Genomic DNA, 20,503 nt, shown 5'->3' on the forward strand with positions numbered 1-20,503 from the left:
GAGCTGATGGTAAAATTTTGTTAACCATATGCGATTGCAGGATTTTCAAAGAGATTCGCAGATGGCACTGCCTGGCTGCTTCATCGGATGAAGACAGCCAGGCGGCAAATCACCCAGCACACAATGGGCCTTTGCCGGGTTCGATTTCCAAACACGACGCATAGGATGCAGGTGTTGCATAGGTTGCTCCCTCCCCGACGTGAGGGACGCCAGCCACTTGACAGGCAATGATCTGACATTTTTCAGAGGGCGTATGAAAGTCGCCCTGCACCCCGCGCATCCTATGCAGGCCTCGCTTCAATTCCATCGGTCTGCATGGTGCAGAAGTCCACGATGTCGAAATCCGCTTCGTTGATCGCGATGTTCTAGGTGAATGGTCAGCCACTATTCTGGTGCTAAAGCGTGTCGCGGCCAACCAGATTCAGGATTTCCGTTTGGGTCGCTTTGTGATTCACTTGTCCATGGAAGGAGGTGCACCATGGGCAAGCCGCATCCAATCGAGTTGCGTGAGCGTGTCGTTGCGTTTGTAAATGAAGGGCATAGCAACCGTGAAGCCGCCCGGCACTTTCGTGTTTCGCCTCGCTTCGTCAACAACATGATGATCCTGCATCGGTCGTCTGGTTCTCTGGCCGCCGCTAGGCAGGGCCACCCGCCTGGTGGCGCGAAGCTTTTGGCTCATGCTGATTGGGTTCGCGAGCGGATGTCCGCGCATGGCGAAACGACTTTGGACGAACTGTGCGTTGCACTCGCGGAGCGCGGCATTGAAGTCCATCGCGCTACGGTCGGGCGGTTTCTGCGCCGGCTCGGGCTAAGCAATAAAAAAAAGCCTCAAAGCAAGCGAGCAGCGCAGGCCGGAGATCGCCAAGGCGCGTGATCTGTGGATCAGCCGCCGAAAGCGCTTCTTCAACAAGGCCTTGTCGCGGCTCATCTTTATCGATGAGACCTCCACGAATACGCGCCTGACAAAACGCACCGGATGGTCTGCCAAAGGCAGTCGCTTTACCGCCTATGCTCCCTTCGGGAAGTGGAAGACGCAGACCTTCATTGCCGGATTGCGCTGCCATGGCCTGACCGCACCATGGATCGTCGATGCTCCGATGAACAGCCGCATCTTCGAAACCTGGATCGAGACACAGCTTGTGCCGACACTGTCGCCTGGCGATGTTGTCATTCTCGACAATGTCGGCTTCCACAAAAGCGAGCGCGCGCAACAACTGGTCAAAGCGAAAGGAGCATGGGTTCTGTTTTTGCCGCCCTATTCGCCCGACCTGAATCCCATCGAAATGGCGTTCTCCAAACTCAAAGCGCTCTTACGAAAACGAGCCGCACGCAGTTTTAATGCGATTACTCATGCACTCGGCGACATCATAAGCCTTTTCTCAGTCACCGAATGCAGAAACTTCTTCAAGGCAGCAGGATATGAGGCCGAATAGATGCGACATGCTTTAGTACTACAGTTGCGGTTTACCGGAAATCATGATTCACTTCCCGCATTTGGCGGGAGGGAAGTTCAATGTCGGTTGCGGGTTGGTCCGGGTCGGTTCTGGCGTGGCATCGTGAGCTCGATGCCTTGAAGGTGCGGTTGGGCTCGGTCTTTGGTCGCCGAGAATTGCGCGCATCGTGCGGTGCCTTTCTGGATGGGTTGTTGTCGGGAGTAGAGCGCAAGACTGGCTGGCTGATGGCGGAACAGGCAGGACTGGAGCGCCCTTATCGGATGCAATCGCTGCTGGGGCGCAGCCATTGGGATGCTGACGCATTGCGCGATACGGTTCGCGCTTATGCAATAGAGTCTCTCGGTGACGCGGACGGCGTTCTTGTGGTCGATGAGACCGGCTTCCTGAAGAAAGGCGCCCATTCAGTCGGTGTCGCACGACAATATTCCGGCACGGCCGGCCGGATCGAGAACTGTCAGATCGGTGTTTTCCTTGCCTATGCAAGCCGCTACGGTCAGACCCTGATCGATCGGCAACTTTATCTACCGAAGGAGTGGGCCGAGGATGAAGCCCGCCGTGCTTCGGCTCATGTCCCCCAGTCCCAAGCCTTCGCGACCAAACCGGCCATTGCAGCCAAGCTCATTGCCGATGCGCTGGATGCCGGCGTGCCTTGTGCCTGGGTATTGGCGGATGCGCTTTATGGTTCGGATTCCAAGCTGCGCCGGATGCTGGAAAGCCGTGGCCAGCCTTATGTTCTGGCAGTGCGCTCCAATCATTGCCTGCGCTTTGTGCGTGAGCAAGGGATCGAGCAGACCGATCCCGAAACGATGGCTGATGAGTTGAAACCGGAGGTTTGGCAGAGCCATGCAGCAGGCGAAGGTGCCAAGGGTCTTCGGCTTTATGATTGGGCCCGTATTCCTCTCAGCTCTCGCCCGGATCCACAATGGGAGCGCTGGCTTCTGATCCGGCGCAGCCGACGCGAACCCGATGCGCGCGCCTATTACTTTGTCTTTGCGCCCGCCGGTACCGAATTGAGCGAATTGGCGGGCGCTGCCGGGCTGCGTTGGACCGTGGAAGAATGCTTCCAGCGTGCGAAGGACGATCTCGGCCTGGATCATTGCGAAGCGCGATCCTGGCATGCTTGGAAGCGGCACATGACGCTCGTCATGGCAGCCGCTGCATTCCTCGCCAAACTCGGCGCCGATCTACGCCGCACCGCTGCTGGCAAACCGAACGAAACGAGTCCAAACCCGCCAATCGCCGCCTGACCAACACCATGGCCTTCGTGCCCAGCGTCGCAGAGATCCGCTATCTGATCAAACGCCTCCTGCTACAGCCCCCGATTAGAGTTCGCCTCATCTTGGCATGGTCACTCTGGCGACGCAGGCATCAAGCATCCGCAATGCTTTCTCACTACAAAGCAAGGCATCAAACGCAACTGTAGTATTAGGTGAAAAGACTTTGCCAATCCTGCCGACTGTGCAGGACGCGAACGATCACGATGTCATCCTCCCGGATAGTGTAGGCAATCAGATGTGCCTGATGAGGATGAAGCCGCATGGGCGGGGTCAGTTCCTGGCGCTCCCGCGCCATTTGCGGATTATCGCGGCAAGCAATTCGAATGTGCCGAACAACTCACTAACGTATCGCTCGGACTGCGGAACGCCGAACTGCTCGGCGCCGAGAACGTAAATCTCGATAATATCCCGATCTGCTTCAAACGTGGTGCGGTATTTCATGCCTAGCCGGCTGCTAATCGTTCACGCGCAGCCCGGAGAATATCTTCCTTTGAGCGGTCACTGACGCCACTCTCCAAACCTTCGGCAAGAAGCCGTTGCAGTTCTGCCAGCTTGTCCGACCGCTCTTGATCGCGCCGGATCAGATCACGGACATAGTCGCTTGCGTTGCTGTAACGCCCCGTCCTTGTCTGGGCTTCCACCCATTCCTTCATCGGGTCCGGCAGGGAAACGTTCATGGTTGCCATATGAATCACCTCGTTTTGAGAGGATGGCATAGTTTGGCAAGAATTGCCAACAATTGGAAGTGGACGCAATGGCGGTGCATGTTCAGGGTTGATAAATGAGCTCCGAACGAAACTGTGGGGATGACCACTCTTCTCCGATACCACCCTCGTATAATCACCAGCCCAAATTCGCGGCTGTTTTGAGACGCAGTCGTAGAGCGCCGTGCATCCGTTCGGACGCACAGGGACGCTCTGATTTTCTGAACCTACGCATCAGGCTTTCCGAAAATCGATTCCGGTTTTCGGGCCGATGCTGCAGCGCAAGTCAGCCCTTGAGGGTGCGCTCGACGATGTCCCGGACATCGGTCGAAAGACTGGCTGCCTTTTCGATTTCCATCAGGGCCGAACGCGCGTGATCGGCGCGGGCCGATTCCAGCGAGCGCCACGAGCGCATCGAGGTCAGCAGACGTGCGGCCAGCTGCGGGTTGCGCTGGTCGATATCGAGGATCTCGCCGGCGAGGAAGCGGTAGCCTTCGCCGTCGGCGCGGCCAAAGCCGGTCGGATTGCCGAAGGCGAACGTGCCGACCAGCGAGCGCATGCGGTTCGGGTTGGTGCGCTTGAAGAGCGGGTTTTCGGTCAGCTCCTTGACGCGATCGAGCGCGCCCGGCCCGGGAATGCCGGCCTGGATCGCAAACCATTTGTCGACGACGAGCGCATTGTCCTGGAAACGGCTGCGGAAGGTTTCGAGTGCCGCCTTGGCCTCTGCGCTGTCGGGGAAGCGATGGGCGAGGATCGTCAGCGCATGGCTGAGATCGGTCATGTTGTTGGCGCCGTCGAAGGCGGCCTTGGCGCGAGCAGGGCTGCCCTCGGCATAGGAAAGGTAGGTCAGCGCAGCGTTGCGCAGCGCACGGCGGCCGGCGCTCTTGGCATCCGGGCTGAAGTCGCCGGGCGTGGTCATCGCGTCGTAGAGGGCCGCGAACGTGGCTTTGCCGGCTTCGGCGATCTGCTTCATGACCGCCTGGCGGCCGGCATGGATGGCATCGGGGTCGATATTGCTGCCGAGTTCGCGCGCGATGTCGGATTCGCTCGGCAAGGCCAGCGCCTGGGCGCGGAAGGCAGGCTCAAGGCCTTCATCGGCCGCCGCCGCAATCAGCGTATCGACGAAGGTCTGTTCGCAGATGATCGCGGTGCCCTCGCGGGCGTCGCGGGCGGCCTTCAAGAGGTTCGGTAGCGCCAGATCCGTCAGCGCCTGCCAGCGGGCGAAATGATCCGTCTCATAGCGGGCAAGCAGGGCGAGGTCGGCCGGGCTCTGGTCGAAATGCAGGTTGATCGGAGCGGAGAAGGAACGGTTGATCGAAACCACCGGGCGCGAGCCGATGCCGTGGAAGACAGCCGTCTGCGTGCGGGCGGTCAGGTGCAGCACCTCGCCGGCATATTCGGCGCCTTCGACGGTAACAGGCTCGATCTTGGAACCGTCCTCGGCAAAAAGCGCGAGGCTCAGCGGGATATGCATCGGCTCCTTGGTCGGCTGACCGGGGGTGGCCGGGATCATCTGTTCCAGCGACAGGCTGAACGTCTTGGTGCCTGCATCATAGGTGCCGGACGCGGTCACCAGCGGTGTGCCCGCCTGATGGTACCAGAGCGAGAACTGCGAAAGGTCACGGCCGCTCGCATCCTCGAAGCATTTGACGAAATCCTCGATCGTGACGGCCTGGCCGTCATGGCGATCGAAATAGAGGTCCATGCCCTTCTTGAAGGTCTCGCGGCCGAGCAGGGTCGCGATCATGCGCGTGACTTCGCTGCCCTTCTCATAGACCGTCGTCGTATAAAAGTTGTTGATCTCGCGATATTTTGTCGGGCGCACGGGATGAGCGAGCGGGCCGCCATCTTCCGGGAACTGCTCGGATTTCAGGTGGCGCACTTCGGCGATGCGCTTGACCGGGCGCGAGCGCTGGTCCGACGAGAATTCGTGGTCGCGATAAACCGTCAGGCCTTCCTTGAGGCAGAGCTGGAACCAGTCGCGGCAGGTGATGCGATTGCCGGTCCAATTATGAAAATACTCGTGTGCGATGATCGCCTCGATATTGGCGTAGTCGGCATCCGTCGCCGTCTCGGGATCGGCGAGCACATATTTGTCGTTGAAGATGTTGAGGCCCTTGTTCTCCATGGCCCCCATGTTGAAGTCGGAGACGGCGACGATCATGAAGATGTCGAGATCGTATTCGCGCCCGAACACCTCCTCGTCCCACTTCATCGAACGCTTCAGCGCGTCCATCGCATAGGCTGCGCGCGGCTCCTTGCCATGTTCGACATAGATCTTCAGCACGACCTCGCGGCCGGACATCGTGGTGAACGTGTCTTCGACGACGCCGAGATCGCCGGCAACCAGCGCGAAGAGATAGCTCGGCTTCGGATGCGGGTCGAACCAGGCGGCGAAATGCTTGCCCGGACCGTAACCTGCGCCCCCAAGAAAATTGCCGTTCGACAGGAGCAGCGGGTTGGCATCCTTGTCGGCGATGATGTTGACCGTGTAGGGCGCCAGCACATCCGGCCGGTCAGGGAAATAGGTGATGCGGCGGAAGCCTTCGGCCTCGCACTGCGTGCAATAGATGCCGCTGGTGCGGTAAAGGCCCATCAGCTGGGTATTGGCTTCCGGATTGACGAGCGTGGTGACGGTGACTTCGAAAGGTACCGTTTCCGGCAGGTCGCGGATTGTGAGGCTCTCGGGCGTAACCGTGTAGCGCTCCGGCGCCAGTTCGTTCTGGTCGAAGAGTAGGCTGGAAAGCGTGAGTTCGTCGCCGTCGAGAATAAGGGGGGCGGAAGGATCGGCGCCTTCGCGGCGGTGGAAGATCAGCCGCGCTTCCACCTTTGTTTCTGTCGGATCCAGTTCGAAAGTCAGGTCGACGCGCTCCAGCACGAAATCGGTTGGGCGGTAATCTGCCAGATTGATGACCTGGCCGGTATCTGTTCGCATGTTCCCTGAAGACCTTTATTAGACAATGCCGAACACAGAGGCGGGCGCACTCTGCTAAATTTGGCGCCCATAATTACATTAAAGTCTGAACTAAAGTTAAAGCAAAATGCCTGTGAACGCGAAGTTCACAGGCAAATTATTCCATACGAATTGTGGTAGTGCGGCTGAATGGGGAGGCCCGCTATTTGAGCCCGCTATTTGAGATTGAGTGCCGCCTTGATCTCGGCATCGCTTTCCGTCTGCTGGATGACGACGCCATACCAGCCGAGCCCGTCATAATCCTCGTAGCCGAGCGTGCGGGCAAAGGCGACGATCGAGCCGTTATTGTCGTAATAGCTGCCTTTCGGCTGGCCGCTCTGGTTGGCAAGCGCGAAATGGGTGAAGAGCATGGCCGGATTGGTGCTGGCAATCACCCGGCTTGCGCCGTCTAGCAGCATGACGGTGGTCTTTTCCGCAAGCTGCGGCGGCAGGTTGGCTTCCTTCTCAACGATTGCCTGACCCTGGTTCTGCCAGTCGAAATAGACGCCGAGCGTGCCGAGGAGCTTGCCATCGACCTTGCCGCCTTCGCGGATGCCGGTGGCGTAGACGAGTGCATGCCGCTGGTCGTGAAGCGGGCTCGGCTTCACCTGGTCGACGATATAGTCGTCGCCGGATGCGCAGTTCGCTGCGGCCCGGAACCAGGGGTCGGCGGCAAGCGACGAACCTGATATCTTGCGCTGGAAGGTCGGATTGGCCGATGCGATCACCCGGCCGGAGAGATCGGTCATCACGAGATCGAGATAGACGGTATAGAAGCGGTTGATGGTGCCGAGCCGTTCGGCAGCGAAGGCGACGCTGTCCTTGTCCGGCTCCTGCAATGCCTGCCAGAGCGCCGGATCCGTCGCCCACCAGCGCACGTCGGCGGTGCGCTCGAAAAGGTTGCGCACGATGAGCTGGACCAGCGTCTGCGCGAGATCGGTCAGCCGCACGCCTTCCATCTCGGTGACGAGCGAATCAGCCATCGCACGGCTGAGACCGATGCGTCCCAGCACATTGCTCTCGAACTTGTTGGTGATCTCGGTGGCGATCTGCGCCAGCCGCTGCACTTCGTTGGCGACGACGGCAAAGCCCTTGCCGGTTTCACCGGCGCGGGCCGCCTCGATCAGCGCGTTGATGGCAAGCAGTTTGATCTGCTTGACGATGCTGGTGTTGTCGGTGCTGAAACGCTCCAGATCCGTGCTGATGCCGTCGGTGACGACACGCATCGAGCGGGGCGTTGCGTTCTGCGACTGGGATATGATCTCTGCGCTGAGCGGCTTCATTAAAAAAGATCCCGAAAATAATCTGACGCGGCTGGCTGCGGAACGAATGCTGGTCTTTTGTATGACTAATTAACTTGGAACGATGCGGTGGCATGGTTTGCAACCGGTTAACGCAGTAGGCCCAGATGTGAACATTTTCGGGGGAATGTGGGTAAAAAGTGAACTTTTTTCACCAGGCAGTGGAATTGCGCAGAAAATAGGCAAATAAAAGCAGGTAAATACTTGCTGCCTAGTGGGCGCAGATTTTTTCCCACCGGTGCATTTCTTCGGTTACGATGAAAAGATCGTCCGCTGCGTTCGAGTCGAACGCGTCTCCCCCGCTCGGCATGCCCGCATAAGAGCCTGGATCATGGAATCGGTTCTCAGAAACCCGATGAGAGGCATTGCGCTGAAAGTCTCGTCGGTCGTGGTCTTCCTGGCCATGCAGACATTCATCAAGCTGGCCGGGTCGGATATCCCACCGGGGCAGGTGACCTTCTGCCGCTCCTTCTTCGCGCTCTTTCCGATCATGGCCTATCTCGGCTACCGGCATCAACTGCGCTCCGCCTTCTATACCGCCAATCCTGTCGGCCATCTGAAGCGCGGCACGCTCGGCATCATCTCGATGGGGCTCGGCTTCTACGGGCTTCTGCATCTGCCGCTCCCCGAAGCGATCGCACTCGGTTACGCGACGCCGCTCGTCGCCGTCATTTTCGCAGCCGTCTTCCTGGGCGAGACGGTGCGCGTCTATCGCTGGAGCGCCGTCTGCTTCGGCATTATCGGTGTTGCCATCATTTCCTGGCCGAAGCTCACGCTGTTTCGGGAAGGCGGCATGGCGGCCGAACAGGCGGTCGGCGCGCTTTGCGTGCTGCTGTCGGCCGTGCTCGGCGGCATGGCGATGATCCAGGTGCGCCGCCTCGTCGAGGAGGAGAAGACGGCGACGATCGTGCTCTATTTCTCGATCACGGCTTCGCTCTTCTCCCTGGTGACCGTGCCGTTCGGCTGGCTGCTGCTCGGCTGGTCATCGGCTCTCTTCCTGGTTGCCGCCGGTTTCTGCGGCGGTGTCGCGCAGATCCTGCTCACCGAGAGCTACCGGCACGCGGACGTTTCCACCATCGCCCCCTTCGAATACAGCTCGATCCTGCTTGGCGGCATCGTCGCCTATTGTGTCTTCGACGACGTTCCGAGCAGTACGATGCTTTTCGGCACCGTCATCGTCGTCGCCGCCGGCATCTTCATCATCTACCGCGAGCATCAGCTTGGCCTCGAACGCCGCGAAGCACGAAAAGCCGGCGCACCGCAGTCCTGAGCGGCCCTGGAAGGCTCCCGGGTACATCACAGGTCGTATTTTTTATCGCGTTGATTGAATAATTCTGACATTCGCCCCTCAAAAGAAAATGGGATGGCGAAATCTTAGGATATCGCTTTTCGCCAAAATATGTTTATGAAAGTGAATTACTTTCATTTATTCAAAGCTGTGCATATTCGATAGGCCATGGATGCCGGGGGAGCTTCGGTATCGCTGCTCCGAACGCTGGCTTGCGAGCGGGGGTTGAGGAAAAGCATCATGGCGTTCACGGCGGAACAACTGGCGCAGGACCCCTCTTTCGTAGTGAGCATTCGCTTTCTGGCTGGGCAAATGCGCGGCATGTTTGATGCGGGGCCGCGGCTGGCGCGCCTGTTGGCCTCGCATCAACGCTGGCTATTGACGCAGACGGCTTATGCGCTGCATCTCGAATATGATCCGCAGGACGTGACCTCGGGTTTCACCGCCGTCCGGCTGACCGGCAAGATCACCGCGCACAAGATCGCCAGCCGCAACACGGTGCTTGCCTTCATCGAAGAGCTCTTCACCTACCGCTTCATCACCCACACGCCTGGCGATGAACGCCGCCGCCCGCGGCATTTCGAGCCGGCCGAAGTCAGCCACCAGGCAATGTTTGGCTGGCTGCTCGCCAATCTCGGCGCGCTTGATCTCATCGATGGTGGAAAGCGGGCGGCGTTCCTGCAGGAAAATCCTCTGCTTTTCCGCCGGATCCAGCCGCGTGTCGCCTATAATTGCCTCGAAGATATCAACTGGCGCGAACCGCCTGAACAGGTGGCGCTGTTCCTCTGGACGGAAGCGGGCGGTATGGTCATCGATCATTTCATGTCCCGGCTCGATCTCGAAGGATCCGATCCGGCAAGGCTGGCGATCGGTAAGGTGGAAACCCGCGCGCTTGCCGGCGATTTCATGATGTCGCGCACCCACCTTCAGCGGCTGCTCGCCAAGGGCGCGCAGCGCGGCTGTGTCGGCTGGTACGACGAACCGAAGAAGTCGCGACTGTGGTTGTCGCGCGATTTCCTGAGGGAATATGTCGGCTGGCAGGCGATCAAGTTCGCCTATGTGGACGAAGCCTTCGAATGGGCAAAGGCGCAGCTCGAAAGCACACAGTGCTGATCAGAGTGCGATGGCGCAAGCCGGGCTCTTGACCTCGGACGGCGCGTCGCAAAGCTCGCGGCGATATTCGTGCGCGGCGCAGACGGCAGCACGGATATGCTCGAAAGAGTCGATGTGGCGCAGCAGTGAAATCAGAATTGTTGACATCGGTCGTTGCTTCTTGAAATGCGAAAAGGCAGGCCAACCGCCTGCCGGATCATCATTCCCTCTTCAATATTCCTGGAAATCGGCGAAAATCGCTGCCGGACGCGAGGTGCGGCTGCTGATGCCGGTACCGCGGGCGATCATCTGTTCGTTCGTGGCAAAGCCGAAACGGCTGTAACCCTGGGTGCTGCGAACCTGATCGCTTGCTTGGCGCAGGGTTTCAAACCCGCAATGTATAGGACGAAAACGCTTGCTCATGGCCTTGGTTCCTGTTCATTCCTCCCAAGACACGCCTTCTATATTGCAGTGCAGCATTGATTCTTCAATGCACCCTTGCAGGATGCAGCCATGCGTATATTGCATGGACAAATTCATAATATTTTCAAACTTGGCTAATTTGTAAGCAGGGAAAGCTCTTTAAGTCTAGCCTGGAAGGCCAGTAGATCGCTCCAGGCCAACCGCTTATTGACGGGCGCGGTTAACAGGTCCTGCGGATGCAGGCTGGCGATGGCCGGAATGACCTGATCTGCGACAGCGATCTCCTTCCAGCGGCCGCGAAGCCCGTGGATCGTGTCGTTTTCGCCGAAGAAGAATCGCGCCGTGTAATTGCCGAGCAGCAGAATGGCACGCGGTTCGGCGAGCGCGATCTGCCGCTCGATGAAGGGACGGCAGATCTCCGTTTCGGCCGCCGAAGGCATGCGGTTGCCCGGCGGACGCCAGGGAATGATCTGCGTCAGGAGAATGGCTTCCCGGTTCAGGCCGATCGAGGCCAGCATCCGGTCCAGCAACTGGCCCTGCCGACCGGCAAAGGCCGTGCCCTCGCGTTCGTCATCGGCACCCGGCGCCGGGCCGATCACCATGATGCCGCTGGCCGGATCGCCGCTCGCGAAAATGGTCGAGCGGGCGCTGTTTTTCAGATTGCAGCCGTTGAAGGCTTCCAGCGCCGTCTTCAACTCGGTCAGCGAACGTGCGCTCTCGGCCGCAAACCGCGCCTGCTGCACCGCTTCGCCGTCGGGGATAGCCGGCTGCGGGCGCGAGGCAGGGGCGGGAGTTGCTGCACGCTGCTGCGGGGCGGCCGGGCGCGAAGGCGCGTCACTTTGCGATTGTGCCAGTCTTTCCGGCTGCGCCGGTGCTGCCGCGCGGCGTGCCGCCTTCATCGCCTCGAATTCGGCGAACCGGTCGACCGCCTCGTCCTCCAGCAGCCAGTCCACGCCCGCTTCCGCATGGAAATGCAGAAGTGCGGCAAGTTCGGCCGGTGTCAGGTCGTTGGCGGAGATCATGGACAGACTTTAGCGGAGCGAAAACGGCAATGAAAGGGCGGGCAGGGCAGCCAGCGCCCTTTCGGCGCTTATTGCACAGTCCCCCACTATTGTACGGTCCATTGGTCGATGTCGTCGCGTTCGCCGATCAACGCCAGACCGTGAGCGATGGAGAGCAGTTCGCCGCCGCTCTCGATCTTGTCGCTGTCGAAGCGCTCGGTGAAGATGCGCCGCACGGCCGGCACGAAAGATGTGCCGCCCGTCAGGAACACCTTGTCGATGCCGGATGCATCCATGTTGGTCTTCTCCAGCACCTCGTCGAGTGCGCCCTCGATACGGGCAAGGTCATCGACGATCCAGCTTTCGAAATCGCTGCGCTTGATCGTTCGGTGGCCGGCCCGGCCAAGCGGAGCGAAGTCGAAGGGGGCTTCCTCGGCGGCGGAAAGTGCCATCTTCGTTGCCGAGACTGCCTGATAGAGCGGATAGCCCTCGTCATGGTCGATGAGATCGATGAAGATTTCCAGCTTCTCCGGCTCCAGCGCCGTGCGCACCAGCTTCTTCAGATCCTCGAATTCCCTTGTGGTCTTGAAGATCGACAGCTGGTTCCAGCGGCTGAAGCTCGTGTAATAGTTCGAGGGAACCTCAAGGATCTTGTCGAAGCTCTTGAAATGACTCCCTTTGCCGATCTGAGGCGCAACGATGTTGTCGATCATGCGCGCGTCGAAATGATCGCCGGCGACACCGACACCCGAATGGCCGATCGGCGTTGCCGTCAGCTTGCCGGCCTTGGTTTCGAAGCGGATCAGCGAATAGTCCGTCGTGCCGCCGCCGAAGTCGGCGACGAGCACGGTCGCATCGGACTTCAGGTTCTGCGCGAAGTAGAAAGCGGCCGCCACCGGCTCGTAGACATAGTGAATTTCCGGAAAGCCGAAGCGTGTCAGCGCCTCGTTGTAGCGCTGCACGGCAAGCGCCGGATCCGGACTGGCGCCGGCAAAATGCACCGGACGGCCTGCAATGATGCGGGTAACGTCCGCAGGCCAGTTCTCGCCGGCGTAGTGGCGCAGGCGGCGGATGAAGATCTCCATCAGGTCTTCGAAGCTCTGCCGCTTGCCGAAGATGATCGTGCCCTGGAAGAGGGCGCTTGCCGCAAAGGTCTTGATCGACTGCAGGAAGCGGCAGTCGCCGGGATTGTCGATGAACTGCTGGATCGCCGCATGGCCGGCCTCCACCTTCAGCGCCGAAGCGCCGAGCTGCGCGTCCTTCATGAAGGAGAGCGCGGTGCGCATGCTGTCGGCCGTGCCGGCGCTGCTGGTCAGCGATATGGAATGAGTATCGGCGCCGCCATCTGCAAGCGCCAGAACAGTATTGGTCGTGCCGAAGTCAAGCCCGAGCGCCTGTGCCATGGCCGTGCTCCCTGTCAAATATGTCGAAAATCTATGAGCCGGGGCGGATGCCCCGAAATGCGAAAGGGCGCCTTTTGGTGCGCCCCTGACATGTTGTGAGAGGCGCGTGATCGCACAGGAGAGGGTGGAAAGCAACCCGTTCTCATCAGTTTTGGAGCTGCGCGCGCGTCTCCTCTGCCATCTTGCCGACCCACTTGCGGAACATCTCCATTGCGGGCGTGACGGAGCGGGATTTGAGCCTTGTGAGCCAGTAGCTGCCCTTGGAGATCCAGATCGGGAAGGGCTGTTCCAACTCGCCTGCCGCAAGCTGGCGGGAGAACATCAAGGGCGGCGCCAGTGCCACGCCAGCGCCCTGCAGTGCCGCCTCGATCATCAGCACGGAGGAATCGAAGACCATGCCGCGGATCGGCGGGGAGGTGACGCCTGCCTTCTCAAACCAGCCCGGCCATTCGTCGGCGCGGTAGGAGCGCAGCAGCGTCTGATGCGCGACGTCTTCGGGGGAGGAGAGCTGGCGGGCGATCGAGGGGATAGAGAGCACCGAGAGCGGCGCTTCGAACAGGGCTTCGGCCTCTATGTCGTGCCAGGCGCCGTTGCCGAATTTGATCGTATAGTCGAGACCCTCGGCGGCAATATCGACGCGGTTGTTATTGGTCGAAAGCCTGAGATCGATGAAAGGATATTGCTCGCGGAAATCGGCAAGCCGCGGCAGGAGCCAGCCGACGGCGAGCGTGCCGACGGCGCCAAGCTTCAGCACTTCGCGCACATGCCCGCCCTCGAACCGCTCCAGCATATCGGCCATGCGGTCGAAGGAATCCTGCAGCGCCGGCAAAAGCGCAAGCCCTTCCTCCGTGATCATCAGCCCGCGCGGCAGGCGGCGAAACAGGCTGACGCCGAGCCGCTGTTCCAGAAGCTTCACCTGATGGCTGACGGCGGCCTGTGTGACGCAGAGCTCGATGGCCGCCCGGGTAAAGGAAAGATGCCGCGCCGCTGCCTCGAAGGCGCGCAGCGAATTCAGCGGCAAATATGGTCGAACCATGGCAATGGCCTAATCTGATTTATGCCTGACCGGAAATATCATCGTTTGATCGGGCCTTCCAGGGTGGCCTAGAAAGCCGAGGTCGAACCATATGGAGAACGAAAGTGGCTTTCGAAAGACATCTTCTTCTGGCATTTTCTATAAGTATTACAGCAATTTCCATGGGTGCATCGCCGGCCGATGCCGCCGATCCGATCCGCTGCACCGTCATCATCGATGAGAAGACCGGCGAGACGATTTACCGTCAGGGCAATTGTGATCAGGGCTTCTATCCGCAATCGACCTTCAAACTGCCTTTGGCCATGATGGGCTATGATTCCGGCATTTTGGTCGATGAGCACAATCCGCTCTGGCCATACGATCCGAAGCTCAAGCGTTCGAAGCGTGAGCAGAAGGATACCGATCCGACCATATGGGAGCGGGATTCCATCGTCTGGTTCTCGCAGGAACTGACCCGCAAGCTTGGCAAGCGCGCCTTTGCCGATTACGTCAAGCGCTTCGGATACGGCAATCAGGATGTCTTGGGCGGGCCTGGCAATACGGATGGCCTCACCGAAGCCTGGCTGATGTCGTCACTGAAGATCTCGGCCGAGGATCAGGTACGGTTCCTCCGCCGCTTCCGCACCGGCAGCCTGCCGATCTCGGTGCGAGCGCGGCAGATGACGGAGGCGATCGTCCCACGGTTTCAGGCGACTGACGGCTGGGATATCCAAGGCAAGACCGGCGCCGGCTGGCTGCGCAATGCAGCCGGCAAGACCAATTACGAACGGCCGCTCGGCTGGTTTGTCGGCTGGGCGACGAAGGGCGACCGGCGGCTCATCTTCGCGAGGCTCTACATCGCCAATCATCGCTATGCCGACAATCCCATCAGCTTCGAGACGCGGGATACGCTGATCGCGGATTTCCCAAAGCTGGTCGAGGGTCGCTGACATGAAAAGGGCGCCGGAAGGCGCCCTTCTGTCTTCTTACTCAGCGGCGATCGCCCGCGGCTCCTCTGCCACGTGCGCTTCCGTCTCCCTGCGGCTGAGCAGGCGGTGGAGGAAATTGCCGAAGCGGTCCATCTCGACGAAGATGACAGGCGTGATGAACAGTGTCAGAAGCTGCGAGACGATGAGGCCGCCGACGACGGCGATGCCGAGCGGCTGGCGAAGTTCCGAGCTCGCACCTGTGCCGAGCGCGATCGGCAGGGCGCCGAGCAGGGCGCAGAAGGTCGTCATCATGATCGGGCGGAAGCGCCGCACGCAGGCTTCGTGGATCGCTGCCGTTGCCTTCTCGCCCGTCGTTCGCATCGTCTCCACCGCCACGTCGATCATCATGATCGCGTTCTTCTTGACGATCCCGATCAGCATCAGCAGGCCGATGAGCGCGATGATCGAGAGATCAAAGCCCATGATCTTCAACGCCAGCAGCGCACCGAAGGCGGCGGCCGGCAGGCCGGAGAGGATAGTCAGCGGGTGGATGAAGCTCTCATAGAGCACGCCGAGCACGACATAGATTGTCAGCACCGCCGCCAGGATCAGGTAGGGCGTATTGCCCTGCGATTGCTGGAAGATCTCTGCCGTACCGCCATAGGACGTGAAGACGTCGGCCGGCATGTCGAGGTCCTTGTTGATCTGCTCGATCCTCGCCGTCGCGTCGCTGAGCGATACGCCTTCCGGCAGGTTGAAGGACACGGTGGTCGAGACGAGCTGGCCCGTCTGGTTGATGGTGACGGGTCCGACCGTGCGCTCGACATGCGCGAAGTTCGACAGCGGCACCAGGCTGCCATTGGAAGAGGCGACGCGGATCTCAGAGAGTTTCTGGTCATCCCATGGCTTGCTCGTGTCATATTCGACGATGACGTCGTAGCTGTCGCCGGTCGACTGGATTTCCGCAGCCGCAAAGCCGCTGAAGGATTCCTGCAGCGTCGTGCGCAGCGTATCATTGTCGATCCCGTAGGCGGCTGCCCGCTCGGTATCGATGACGATACTGGCCTGAAGAGCATTGTTCTGCGCATCCGAGGTCACGTCCGTGAATAGCCGGTCGGCGCGCATCGCCTGCTGGATCTTGCCGGCCCACAGGTTGGTCTGGTCGGCGTTCAGCGCCTGTATGACCAGCTGATACTGGCTGGCGGTCTGGCGGCCGCCGAAGCGCAGGCTCTGGTTCGGGGTTACGAAGGCCTGCAGGCCGGGGATCTTGTTGATCGCAGTGCGCAGCTCGCGCAGTGTCTGGTCAAGCGGTTCACGCTGATCCTTGTCTTTCAGTTCGACGAACATCGAGCCGTTGTTCTGTGGCTTGTTGGGGTTGCCGCCGATGGTCGACATCACATGGTTGACGGCCGGGTTCGCCTTGACGACGGCCGCGGCCTGCTGCTGCAGGGCCTCCATCGCCGAGTAGGAAATATCCTGTCGCGCCTGCGTGCTGATCGTCAGGCGGCCGATATCTTCCTGTGGGAAGAAGCTCGTCGGCAGCGTCATGAAGAAATAGACGGTCAGCGCGACGGACGCGAGGAAGACTCCGAGAATGAAGGGGCGATGGCGAAGGCACCAGCCGACCGCATTGTCATAACCGCGCAGCGTCCGCTCGAAACCGGCATCGAAGATGCGGATGAGGAGTGGCGGACGGCCGTGGTTGCTGGACAGGCGCGAGCCGAGCATCGGCGTCACCGTCAGCGAAACGATCGCTGAAGCGATGATGGCGATTGCAACAACCATGCCGAATTCGTTGAACACCCGGCCGACGACACCGCCCATCAACAGGATCGGGATGAAGACTGCGATCAGCGACACCGACATGGAGATGATGGTGTAGCTGACTTCGCCCGCACCCTTGATCGCCGCTTCCCGCACCGGCATCCCTTCCTCGACATGGCGCAGGATGTTTTCGAGCATGACGATCGCGTCGTCGACGACGAGACCCACCGCGAGCGTGAGGCCGAGCAGCGAGATGTTGTCGATGCTGTAGCCCAGCACATACATCATGCCGAAGGTCGAGATCAGCGACAGCGGAACGGCAAGCCCCGGAATGATCGTTGCGGTCGCATGGCCGGTGAAGAGGTAGATGACGAGAACGACGAGGCCGATCGTCAGGAGCAGAGTGAACTTCACGTCGGCGATGGCATCGCGAATCGGCTTTGCGGCATCGTTCATGACGACCGTGTTGACCGAGGGCGGGATTTCGGCGTGGAGCTGCGGCAGCTTGGCGTTGATCGCGTCGACGACGTCGACCGTGTTGGCATCCGGCTGGCGCTGGATGGCGAGGATGATGCCGCGCTGGCCGTCATACCAGCTGCCCGTATACTGGTTCTCGACGCTGTCCTGGACATCGGCAATATCGCCGAGATGGATCGGCGCGCCGTTCGGATTGGCGATGACGAGCGAGCGGAACTGCTCGGCGTTGGTGCGCTGCGTGTTCGCCGTGATCGTCATGGCCTGCGAATTGTTCTGCAGGGTGCCGACCGGCTGCTGGCTGTTGGCGGCGGCAAGCGCCTTGTTGACGGTGTCGATGCCGATGTTGCGGGTCAAAAGCTTGTTGGGATCGACCTCGACGCGCACGGCATAGGTCTGCGCACCGAAGACACTGACCTGGGCAACACCCGGAAGCGTCGACAGCGACGGCGAGATGATGTCTTCGGCGATCTCGTCGAGCTTGCTGCGCGGCATGGTGTTGCTCTGCACCGAAAGCAGCATGACCGGCGCGTCGGCCGGGTTCGTCTTCCGATAGCTTGGCGGTGTCGTCATGTTATCGGGCAGCTGCCGCGTCGCATGCGAAATGGCCGCCTGCACATCGGCGGCGGCCGCATCGATATCGCGGTTGAGGTCGAACTGCAGCACGATGCTGGTGCTGCCGAGTGAGCTCGACGCGCTGATCTCGCTGATGCCGGGGATCGTCTCGAACTGCTTGATCAGCGGTGTCGCGACCGAAGTCGCCATGGTCTGCGGCGAGGCGCCGCTCAACTGCGCCGAAACGTTGATGGTCGGAAAATCGACCTGCGGCAGCGCCGCCACCGGCACGAGCCGGTAGCCCGCAAGACCGGCCAGAATGACGCCGATCGCAAGCAGCGTCGTTGCGACGGGGCGCTGGATACAGAAATTCGGGATCATTGCTCAGTCCCCACCGCGATCGTTTCGGCCTGCTGCTGTTGCCGAGGCGCCTCGGCGGAGGCGACATTGAGCGTCTTCTCGTCGAACTGTTCGCTGACCGCCTGCTGGTCGTTGAGTTGGCCCTGGCCTTCGACAACCACATGGTCGCCTTCCGCGATGCCGGACGAAATGGCGGTGAATCCGCCATTGGCGCGGGCGACGGTCACCGGCGTCAGGTGCGATTTGCCATCCTTGGCAACGAAGGCGAAGAAGCCGTCGGGACCAGGGCTGACGGCAACCGTCGGCACGACCACCTGCTGCTCGTCATTGTTGAAATGCACGACGATATTGACCGACTGGCCGGGCCACAGAGCGCCGGAGGCGTTCTCGAACTTCGCCTTGGCGAGGATCGTGCCCGATGCCGTATCGACCGTGTTGTCGTAGAAGCTGATCTCGCCTTTGCGCACTTGCCCCTTGGTGGAATCGGGCGCCGTGCTGACCTCGACCGGGCCGGCGGCCAGCGCCTTCTTCAGCACACGCAGGTAGCGCTCCTGCAGGTGGAACTTCACATAGATCGGATCGTATTTGGCGATGGTGACGATGGCCGCACCGGCATTGACGAAGGCACCCTTGCTGAGAGCGATATCGCCAAGCCTGCCGTCGAAGGGCGCACGAATATCGGTATGCTCGAGGATGACCTGGTCGGAGGCGAGCGTGGCCTTGTCGGCTTCGACGGTCGCGGCGGCGGTATCGCGGGCGGCTCTCGCCTGATCGAGGCTCTGCTGGGTGCCGGCCTTCTGGTTGAAGAGGTCCTGCGCCCTTGTCAGCGCCGTCTCGGATTCTGCGAGCGTTGCCGCATCACGCACGATCATCGCATTGTCCTTGTCGACGGCGGCTTTGGCCGTCCGGTCGTCCAGCTTGGCGATTAGATCGCCTTCCTTGACCGTCGCACCGTCCTGAGCCTCGATGCTGACGACGAGGCCCTGTTCCTGCGCGGCGATCGTCGTATTGTCCTCGGCATCAGCCCAGCCGGTCGCCGTCACATCCATCGGCAGCGTCGCCTTTACGGCCGCCACGGTCTTGACCATGGTCGGGCCTGTCGCGCCGCGCCGCCGTCCGCCACCCTGCTGGCCACCGCTCTGCCCACCACTCTGGGCCTGATCGCTTTGTGCCTGCTGATGGCCGCCATTGCGGGTGCCCTCAGGCTTCTTGATGAACTGCGACAGGTAGGGGATATCAGAGGCATAGGGGATTCTGTCCCCGAACTGCCAGACGCCAACGGCGGCCAAGGCTGCAATACTGACGGTGATCCAAAATTTCTTCATGGGCGAGACCGGTCTTGTCTTGGAAAATTGCGTGATTTTCTACCGTGATTGAGCCGCCTATATTGCGGCGCAAAAAAGACATATTCACCCCGGCGGCGATCACTAAGCGGTTATGGCGGCTTAAATTTTCGTAATGAACAGTCTGTAATATTCAAGCTATTCTAATATATAGTCAGGTAGGCAGTGTCGTTGATCTCGGAGACCTGCCAGCGCAGGCTGTACCGGCGAAACACTATTTGATCCGCATGGCAGATCTTGCGTGGGATAGACCCTGGAAAACGCAGAGGCAGGCAGCCATGGCCGAGTTGAATGCTGGTGAACTTCGCTCACTCATCACAACCACTTTTCCCGAACTGACGGGCTCCGTGTTCAAGCTGGCGACCAAGGGTTGGGATTCGGTGGCCGTCGACGTCGACGACCGGCTGATCTTCAAGTTTCCCCTTAATCCGCATGCCGAAAGGGCGCTGGTGAGGGAAGCGGCATTCCTCGGCGTCATCAGGCCATCCTTGACGATGGCTGTCCCCGACATGCGCATTCACGACGGCCCCCCGGTCTTTTCGAGCCATTCCAAGCTGCGCGGCGAACATCTCATGACGGAGGATTACGAGGCTCTGCCGGAAGCAGCCCGTCAGCGCCTTGGCGACGATCTCGCCCGTTTCTATGCCGAACTGCATGACCTTGATGCCGACCGCATGCGCGCGCTTGGCGCCGGACCGATACTGCCCTGGCAATCGCCGGAGACCGTCATGGACAAGGTCCTGCCGCTGCTGCCGTCCGAACTGATCAGCTATGCAGAAACTGTTATCCCGGATTTCCAGTCCCTGCCGCCCGATCCCCACGGCATCACCTTCGGCTTCTTCGACGGCCACGGCTGGAACATGGCCTTCGATCACGGGCAGGGCAGGCTGAACGGCGTCTATGACTTCGCCGATTCAGGCTTCGGCCCGCTGCATCAGGAGTTCATCTATTCGAACTTCATCTCGCCCGATCTGACGGCGCGCATCGTCTCGGCCTATCAGACGCTGACCGGCCGCCAGCTCGACCGCCGGCGCATCGCGATCCTGACGGGCTTCCATCGCCTGTCCGAACTCGCCGAACTTGCCGATGATCCCGCCTATATCGGCTCGAAGATCGACAGCGTCGCGGCATGGGCCGCTGCGTCGGCCCATGCCTGATGATACCGGC

The 20,503-nt window shown here is 60.4% G+C and carries 18 protein-coding genes; 6 read left to right on the forward strand and 12 right to left on the reverse strand.

Features of this window, described 5'->3' with window-relative positions:
• The first annotated feature begins 478 nt into the window (after window positions 1-478).
• Together ACK9YZ_RS04290 and ACK9YZ_RS04295 are read left to right on the forward strand one after the other, a co-directional pair.
• A protein-coding gene (locus tag ACK9YZ_RS04290; protein WP_416065787.1) for an IS630 family transposase occupies window positions 479-1,433 on the forward strand; the annotation gives its coding sequence in 2 pieces (ribosomal slippage) (window positions 479-814 and window positions 816-1,433; 954 coding nt in all).
• An 80-nt stretch (window positions 1,434-1,513) separates the two neighbouring features.
• Window positions 1,514-2,701 carry an IS701 family transposase gene (locus tag ACK9YZ_RS04295; RefSeq protein WP_216755744.1) on the forward strand — a complete coding sequence of 396 codons (1,188 nt, stop codon included), beginning with the start codon at window positions 1,514-1,516 and terminating at the stop codon, window positions 2,699-2,701.
• Between the two features lie 178 nt (window positions 2,702-2,879).
• Here ACK9YZ_RS04295 and ACK9YZ_RS04300 read toward each other — a convergent pair whose 3' ends face one another.
• The 5 genes from ACK9YZ_RS04300 to ACK9YZ_RS04320 all read right to left on the reverse strand — a co-directional run bounded on the left by ACK9YZ_RS04300 (window position 2,880) and on the right by ACK9YZ_RS04320 (window position 7,671).
• Complete coding sequence (locus tag ACK9YZ_RS04300; protein ID WP_416065788.1) at window positions 2,880-3,026, reverse strand: type II toxin-antitoxin system RelE/ParE family toxin; 147 nt, start codon at window positions 3,024-3,026, stop codon at window positions 2,880-2,882.
• Window positions 3,002-3,172 (reverse strand): hypothetical protein, encoded by a 171-nt coding sequence (locus tag ACK9YZ_RS04305; protein WP_416066836.1) that lies wholly within the window; start codon window positions 3,170-3,172, stop codon window positions 3,002-3,004. The genes ACK9YZ_RS04300 and ACK9YZ_RS04305 overlap by 25 nt, the downstream gene beginning before the upstream one ends.
• 2 nt (window positions 3,173-3,174) lie before the next feature.
• Window positions 3,175-3,417 (reverse strand): type II toxin-antitoxin system ParD family antitoxin, encoded by a 243-nt coding sequence (locus tag ACK9YZ_RS04310; RefSeq protein WP_416065789.1) that lies wholly within the window; start codon window positions 3,415-3,417, stop codon window positions 3,175-3,177.
• A 304-nt stretch (window positions 3,418-3,721) separates the two neighbouring features.
• The gene (gene pepN, locus ACK9YZ_RS04315; protein ID WP_416065790.1) at window positions 3,722-6,370 is read right to left on the reverse strand and encodes an aminopeptidase N; all 2,649 of its coding nucleotides are present in this window, start codon (window positions 6,368-6,370) and stop codon (window positions 3,722-3,724) included.
• 194 nt (window positions 6,371-6,564) lie between these two features.
• On the reverse strand, window positions 6,565-7,671 hold the full coding sequence (locus ACK9YZ_RS04320; RefSeq protein WP_416065791.1) for a methyl-accepting chemotaxis protein: 1,107 nt from the start codon (window positions 7,669-7,671) through the stop codon (window positions 6,565-6,567).
• 349 nt (window positions 7,672-8,020) lie between these two features.
• Between ACK9YZ_RS04320 and ACK9YZ_RS04325 the strand changes: the two genes are divergently transcribed.
• Together ACK9YZ_RS04325 and ACK9YZ_RS04330 are read left to right on the forward strand one after the other, a co-directional pair.
• The gene (locus tag ACK9YZ_RS04325; RefSeq protein ID WP_416065792.1) at window positions 8,021-8,959 is read left to right on the forward strand and encodes a DMT family transporter; all 939 of its coding nucleotides are present in this window, start codon (window positions 8,021-8,023) and stop codon (window positions 8,957-8,959) included.
• Between the two features lie 258 nt (window positions 8,960-9,217).
• Window positions 9,218-10,090: a hypothetical protein gene (locus ACK9YZ_RS04330; protein ID WP_416065793.1), complete on the forward strand. Its 873-nt coding sequence runs from the start codon at window positions 9,218-9,220 to the stop codon at window positions 10,088-10,090.
• Here the strand turns inward: ACK9YZ_RS04330 and ACK9YZ_RS04335 are convergent, their stop codons facing one another.
• The 5 genes from ACK9YZ_RS04335 to ACK9YZ_RS04355 form a co-directional block, all read right to left on the reverse strand.
• The gene (locus ACK9YZ_RS04335) at window positions 10,091-10,237 is read right to left on the reverse strand and encodes a hypothetical protein (RefSeq protein ID WP_216757485.1); all 147 of its coding nucleotides are present in this window, start codon (window positions 10,235-10,237) and stop codon (window positions 10,091-10,093) included.
• Window positions 10,238-10,300: 63 nt separating this feature from the next.
• Complete coding sequence (locus ACK9YZ_RS04340) at window positions 10,301-10,492, reverse strand: hypothetical protein (RefSeq protein WP_183730938.1); 192 nt, start codon at window positions 10,490-10,492, stop codon at window positions 10,301-10,303.
• 134 nt (window positions 10,493-10,626) lie between these two features.
• Window positions 10,627-11,514: a uracil-DNA glycosylase gene (locus tag ACK9YZ_RS04345; protein ID WP_416065794.1), complete on the reverse strand. Its 888-nt coding sequence runs from the start codon at window positions 11,512-11,514 to the stop codon at window positions 10,627-10,629.
• 86 nt (window positions 11,515-11,600) lie between these two features.
• Window positions 11,601-12,896 (reverse strand): Hsp70 family protein, encoded by a 1,296-nt coding sequence (locus ACK9YZ_RS04350; RefSeq protein ID WP_416065795.1) that lies wholly within the window; start codon window positions 12,894-12,896, stop codon window positions 11,601-11,603.
• Between the two features lie 145 nt (window positions 12,897-13,041).
• Window positions 13,042-13,932 (reverse strand): LysR substrate-binding domain-containing protein, encoded by an 891-nt coding sequence (locus ACK9YZ_RS04355; RefSeq protein ID WP_416065796.1) that lies wholly within the window; start codon window positions 13,930-13,932, stop codon window positions 13,042-13,044.
• Window positions 13,933-14,036: 104 nt separating this feature from the next.
• On the opposite strand from ACK9YZ_RS04355, the gene blaOXA reads away from it, so the two are divergent.
• Window positions 14,037-14,861, forward strand: coding sequence for a class D beta-lactamase (gene blaOXA, locus ACK9YZ_RS04360; protein WP_416065797.1), 825 nt, complete (start codon window positions 14,037-14,039; stop codon window positions 14,859-14,861).
• A gap of 36 nt (window positions 14,862-14,897) precedes the next feature.
• Here the strand turns inward: blaOXA and ACK9YZ_RS04365 are convergent, their stop codons facing one another.
• A complete protein-coding gene (locus ACK9YZ_RS04365) occupies window positions 14,898-18,014 on the reverse strand; it encodes an efflux RND transporter permease subunit (RefSeq protein ID WP_416065798.1) in 3,117 nt (1,038 codons plus the stop codon).
• Window positions 18,011-19,318 carry an efflux RND transporter periplasmic adaptor subunit gene (locus tag ACK9YZ_RS04370; RefSeq protein WP_416065799.1) on the reverse strand — a complete coding sequence of 436 codons (1,308 nt, stop codon included), beginning with the start codon at window positions 19,316-19,318 and terminating at the stop codon, window positions 18,011-18,013. The genes ACK9YZ_RS04365 and ACK9YZ_RS04370 overlap by 4 nt, the downstream gene beginning before the upstream one ends.
• A gap of 296 nt (window positions 19,319-19,614) precedes the next feature.
• Between ACK9YZ_RS04370 and ACK9YZ_RS04375 the strand changes: the two genes are divergently transcribed.
• Window positions 19,615-20,493 carry a phosphotransferase family protein gene (locus ACK9YZ_RS04375; protein WP_416065800.1) on the forward strand — a complete coding sequence of 293 codons (879 nt, stop codon included), beginning with the start codon at window positions 19,615-19,617 and terminating at the stop codon, window positions 20,491-20,493.
• Window positions 20,494-20,503 lie beyond the last annotated feature (10 nt).

This window comes from Rhizobium sp. ZK1 (assembly GCF_047782645.1).
In the GTDB taxonomy this organism is placed as follows: Bacteria; Pseudomonadota; Alphaproteobacteria; order Rhizobiales; family Rhizobiaceae; genus Rhizobium.

Bases quoted from the DNA above. Each gene is read 5' to 3' on its own strand.
- ACK9YZ_RS04350 (WP_416065795.1), bottom strand. From the start codon at position 12,896: ATGGCACAGGCGCTCGGGCTTGACTTCGGCACGACCAATACTGTTCTG.
- ACK9YZ_RS04295 (WP_216755744.1), top strand. From the start codon at position 1,514: ATGTCGGTTGCGGGTTGGTCCGGGTCGGTTCTGGCGTGGCATCGTGAG.
- ACK9YZ_RS04370 (WP_416065799.1), bottom strand. From the start codon at position 19,318: ATGAAGAAATTTTGGATCACCGTCAGTATTGCAGCCTTGGCCGCCGTT.
- ACK9YZ_RS04305 (WP_416066836.1), bottom strand. From the start codon at position 3,172: ATGAAATACCGCACCACGTTTGAAGCAGATCGGGATATTATCGAGATT.
- ACK9YZ_RS04320 (WP_416065791.1), bottom strand. From the start codon at position 7,671: ATGAAGCCGCTCAGCGCAGAGATCATATCCCAGTCGCAGAACGCAACG.
- ACK9YZ_RS04310 (WP_416065789.1), bottom strand. From the start codon at position 3,417: ATGGCAACCATGAACGTTTCCCTGCCGGACCCGATGAAGGAATGGGTG.
- ACK9YZ_RS04335 (WP_216757485.1), bottom strand. From the start codon at position 10,237: ATGTCAACAATTCTGATTTCACTGCTGCGCCACATCGACTCTTTCGAG.
- ACK9YZ_RS04365 (WP_416065798.1), bottom strand. From the start codon at position 18,014: ATGATCCCGAATTTCTGTATCCAGCGCCCCGTCGCAACGACGCTGCTT.
- pepN (WP_416065790.1), bottom strand. From the start codon at position 6,370: ATGCGAACAGATACCGGCCAGGTCATCAATCTGGCAGATTACCGCCCA.
- ACK9YZ_RS04330 (WP_416065793.1), top strand. From the start codon at position 9,218: ATGGCGTTCACGGCGGAACAACTGGCGCAGGACCCCTCTTTCGTAGTG.
- ACK9YZ_RS04355 (WP_416065796.1), bottom strand. From the start codon at position 13,932: ATGGTTCGACCATATTTGCCGCTGAATTCGCTGCGCGCCTTCGAGGCA.
- ACK9YZ_RS04300 (WP_416065788.1), bottom strand. From the start codon at position 3,026: ATGGCGCGGGAGCGCCAGGAACTGACCCCGCCCATGCGGCTTCATCCT.
- ACK9YZ_RS04375 (WP_416065800.1), top strand. From the start codon at position 19,615: ATGGCCGAGTTGAATGCTGGTGAACTTCGCTCACTCATCACAACCACT.
- ACK9YZ_RS04340 (WP_183730938.1), bottom strand. From the start codon at position 10,492: ATGAGCAAGCGTTTTCGTCCTATACATTGCGGGTTTGAAACCCTGCGC.
- ACK9YZ_RS04345 (WP_416065794.1), bottom strand. From the start codon at position 11,514: ATGATCTCCGCCAACGACCTGACACCGGCCGAACTTGCCGCACTTCTG.
- ACK9YZ_RS04325 (WP_416065792.1), top strand. From the start codon at position 8,021: ATGGAATCGGTTCTCAGAAACCCGATGAGAGGCATTGCGCTGAAAGTC.